The organism is Microcoleus sp. S13_C5 (genome assembly GCF_036700845.1).
Lineage (GTDB): Bacteria > Cyanobacteriota > Cyanobacteriia > Cyanobacteriales > Microcoleaceae > Microcoleus.
Genome location: NZ_JAUBPR010000246.1, coordinates 1 through 2,851, shown reverse-complemented (window position 1 = coordinate 2,851; position 2,851 = coordinate 1). Strand labels below are relative to the sequence as shown.

At 46.9% G+C, this 2,851-nt stretch carries 2 protein-coding genes; one reads left to right on the top strand and one right to left on the bottom strand.

Annotation, left to right across the window (positions count from 1 at the left end):
- Nucleotides 1-245: 245 nt before the first annotated feature.
- A complete protein-coding gene (gene lpdA / locus QUA04_RS29225; RefSeq protein ID WP_333264180.1) occupies nt 246-1,682 on the bottom strand; it encodes a dihydrolipoyl dehydrogenase in 1,437 nt (478 codons plus the stop codon).
- 445 nt (nt 1,683-2,127) lie between these two features.
- Here lpdA and QUA04_RS29220 point away from each other — a divergent pair, with 445 nt between their 5' ends.
- Nucleotides 2,128-2,406, top strand: a complete 279-nt coding sequence (locus tag QUA04_RS29220) for a hypothetical protein (protein ID WP_333264178.1) — start codon at nt 2,128-2,130, stop codon at nt 2,404-2,406.
- Nucleotides 2,407-2,851: the final 445 nt, after the last annotated feature.

Here is a 2,851-nt window from a genome sequence, read left to right as displayed (position 1 = left end):
GCAGCCAGCGCCCGGACGGCTCCGGCTGAAGCCGGAGCACCTTTGTTAAGAAAGATGTGAGTAAGGCATAGCCTTAACAAGGGGGGGACAAGAGCATTCAAAGCCCCTCTTAAAAAGGGGTGAAATGGATTTCAAAGTCCCCCTTTTTAAGGGGGATTTAGGGGGATCTAGACTTAGCGTAAAACCCAGATTTATCAAGGGTTTCAGTCTTAAGTTGACACTAATCGGAACTCCGCCCCTACTAATTAATGACTGCCTGTTCCCGCCGCCCGTTTAAATGCCTCATCCAGCACTTCCGAAAGCGTCGGGTGAGTGTGAACTCGAAATGCTAAATTGTTAACAGAATCGCGCTGGGCGATCGCATTTGCCGCCTCCTGAATCAAATCCGAAGCGTGCAAACCGAAAATGTGAACTCCCAACAATTCCCCAGTATCTTTCCGGTAAATCACCTTAGCCATACCGTCAGTTTCACCCTCGGCAATAGCTTTAGAATTTCCCTTAAAATAAGTCTTGACAGAAGCTACCTCAAACCCTTCAGCTTTCCCTAACTCTTTGGCCGCAGGTTCCGTCATCCCCACATAGCTAATTTCCGGGTGAGTAAAAGCCGCCGCCGGGATGCTCAAATAGTCAACTTCGCGGGGCCGGCCGCAAATATTTTCCACCGCAGCAATTCCCTGAGCAGACGCAGAATGCGCTAACATCATCTTGCCATTAACATCGCCGATCGCCCACAAATTTTGCACCGGTTCTCCCGCCGCCAAAACCTGCATCTTATCGTTAACTGGGATATAACCGCGCATCGTTTCTACCCCAACAGTTTCTAACCCCAAATTCTTGCTCACCGGAACCCGGCCAGTTGCTACCAAACAAGCATCAACTTCCAAAACTTCCACAACTTCCTTAGTTTTGAAATCAGCTAATTCAATAATTACCGGCGAACCAGGAATAATCTTCTTAGCCAACAACCCAACTTTTGTTTCAATATCGCGGGGTGCAATTAACACTCGTTCTGCCAACTTAGCAATATCCGGGTCAAAAGTCGGCATCAACTGGTCTAAAGCTTCAATCATCGTAATTTCGCAGCCGAGGGCCGTGTAAATATCCGAAAACTCCAAACCGATATAGCCACTGCCAATAATTGCAATCCACTTCGGGAGGGATTCCAACCTGACAGCATCGTCGCTGGTAAATACTGTTTTGCCGTCAATTTCTATCCCTGGGGGGACGAAAGGAATTGAACCGGGGGCGAGAATAATATCCTTGGCGGTAATAGTTTTCTCGCCTTTATCGGTTTCTACGGTAATTTTTTGAGCACTGGCAATTTTGCCCCAACCTTGGATGACATCCACGTTCAAACGTTTGAGGCTGTTGGTCAAGTCGCCGCGAAGTTTGCTAACAATAGTGTTAGCGTGATTTGCGATCGAAGAGCGATCGAAATCCACACTGCCCAATTGAATTCCCAAAGTCTTCAGGTGGTGGGCATTCCGCAAATCTCGCACTCGCCCGGAAGCCGCCAAGAGCGCCTTAGAGGGAATGCAGCCGCGGTTGACGCAAGTCCCCCCCATGTCCCCTGCTTCGATAATTGCCACTTTCAGCCCGCAGCTAACCGCGTGTATGGCCGCCCCGTGTCCGCCCACGCCAGCGCCGATAATTGCTAAATCGTAATCAAATCCCTGAGTCACCTTAAAATCTCCTAATGCCTTTGAAATCTTAGGACTCAAGCAAAAAACACCGTCTCTGGGTCCTTTCGAGGTGGCGCGCTGCCATCGCAACCCTTGAACAGCGGTAATAGTTGCATAAGTCCTGTCTCCTTATTCTCGACTAGACTAGGGTTAATTAGACAACGAAAGAGCCGTAACTGAGATTTTTTCAGGGTCAAGGATTTTGAGCTGGGTCTGCACCAAGTCTCAAATCACTCAGTAGGCGGGTGTACAGTTAAATATAGTTTGAAGGCTGACCATGCCCGCAGCAGGTTTTATATGAGGCAGCAAGTTCAGCCACAGGCATTCCCATCGCCCGGTTAAATTCTGTTTTTCTGCTTGTTTTAGTCGGTTTTCATGTCTAATATCTGCACGCGCCGGGGCGGACAGACTTTGTTGGCAAATTTTAGACCCTATGGAGTGGCTTATGACGGATGACGACGACCAGAAAGATTTACGCCGGGCCTCGGCTCAATCATTTTTTGAGTCCCTGGATGAATTGTTCGATTCTATAGAATCGAACAGCACTCAAGCTGCACAACCTAAATCTCCACAGCCTCCGGCTAAGTCTTCGAGTCAATCTTCGAGTTTGCCGAAGAAGACTAGACCTGCGAAAATTAATTTGTCGGATTTTGAAGATGCGATCGCCGATTTGGAACAGTTTATCCAAAGCAAACACCAGAAACGCCCGGAATCCAATCAATAGTGCGATGACACATTTTCAAGTAATGACTGTTGACTGTTGACTGTTGACGGTTGACAAGCGAAAAACTTTACACCTAATTTTCAGCTCCCAGATTAATCTGTGGAGTCAATTTTTCAATCTAAAATCTAAAATCTAAAATCGACTGGCTGTTGACTGTTGAAATCGCCCAAAAACGGAGACTTGCTTGAAGACAAAAGTCGCGCCTATCACAAAATTTTAGACCAAAGTTCGTCCTCCCAGATTAACCTGTGGAGTCAATTCTAAAATCTAAAATCTAAAATCTAAAATCGACTGGCTGTTAACGCTGCTTTCGACTTAAGCTGCTGATGTCACCGCCTACAATATATTCATATTTCCTTGAGGATTGCTTTACAACCCACATTCCGCAGATGTGGGTGGAATTTTTTTATCAGTTGTGAAAAGTGGGAACCCCAAAGTTTTTCCG